Source organism: Kandleria vitulina DSM 20405 (assembly GCF_000702065.1).
Lineage (GTDB): Bacteria > Bacillota_I > Bacilli_A > Erysipelotrichales > Coprobacillaceae > Kandleria > Kandleria vitulina.
This window is the reverse complement of sequence record NZ_JNKN01000079.1, coordinates 1-1,107: the sequence shown is the minus strand read 5'-3', so window position 1 is coordinate 1,107 and position 1,107 is coordinate 1. Positions and strand designations below refer to the sequence as shown.

Here is a 1,107-nt window from a genome sequence, read left to right as displayed (position 1 = left end):
GTTTTCAATGTTCAGGCCACTCGGCTCTCGCTGAGTGCTCACTTATATTATCATCACCTCTCCTCTTTGTAAAGCATTTTTTTCATATTTTTAAAAAAATATTATTATAATTATTTTATGTGTGAAAACACCTCCTGAAAATAAAAAAACGCAGATAAATATCTGCGTAATTATATAATGTATTTTACTTTTTAAGTTTGTGATACCATCCATCTAAACATAAAAAATGGAGTAATACTTAATACCATGTAACGCGGTATATAATAGCGATCAGAATCCCTTGTTGCATGTACAAACTGATTATAACCAAATGCCATTCTTACATGATTATTCATAAGAATATCATCAATACCAGAAATTGATCTTCCATAAGGATATGCAAAATATTTATGACTAACACCCCTCATTTTGAAATCTCTATCAATTTCTGATGGCTTCATATTTTGAATTATTTTCCTATCAAAACCTTCAACTGTTTTGTGCATATTATATGAGTGAGAATAATATTGCACATTTTTATCTTTCTTAAGATCCTTTTTACATAAGAATCCTTTTGTCGGATGAGCAATATGTTTACCAATCACAAAACAAGTAGCCTTGAATCCATATTTTTTTAAAATAGGTTTTACTATTGTATTAAAATTTGAATAACCATCGTCAAATGTTAATACTACACACTTTTGTTTTTTACTTTTAGATGAATACCATTTATCAAACTGTTTCAAAGAGAGAGTTTTATAATGATGATCATATAAGTATTTCATTTGCTCTTCAAATTCGCTTTTTGAAACGGCATAAGGATACCAAGGATATTTATGTTCTTTAACTTCATCCTCAACTACCCCGTGATAACCAAGAACCGGAATTCCAGATAATGAATTATCATGTGGAATGATAATAGAAATCAATAAAAAAACAGCTAAGATAAACAATAGAGCAACAACGCTTAACTTCATTCTTTCTTTCATAATATAACCTTCAAACAAGCACAATAAATAAAAAAACAAAAGTATAAAAAAAAGGAGTCCCCTTGGGGACCGGACAGACTGGCAGCGTGCTGTTTTTGCCGTTTCCGACTATCGTCGCCGCTGCGATGCTTAACTTCCG

The 1,107-nt window shown here is 30.8% G+C and carries 1 protein-coding gene; it reads right to left on the bottom strand.

The genetic code is table 11. The features are described 5' to 3' along the window. Window positions 1-191: 191 nt before the first annotated feature. Window positions 192-968, bottom strand: a complete 777-nt coding sequence (locus T513_RS0109645; RefSeq protein WP_051550741.1) for a polysaccharide deacetylase family protein — start codon at window positions 966-968, stop codon at window positions 192-194. Window positions 969-1,107: the final 139 nt, after the last annotated feature.

Excerpts from the sequence above, each read along its gene's own strand:
- T513_RS0109645 (WP_051550741.1), bottom strand. The coding sequence starts at position 968 with ATGAAAGAAAGAATGAAGTTAAGCGTTGTTGCTCTATTGTTTATCTTA.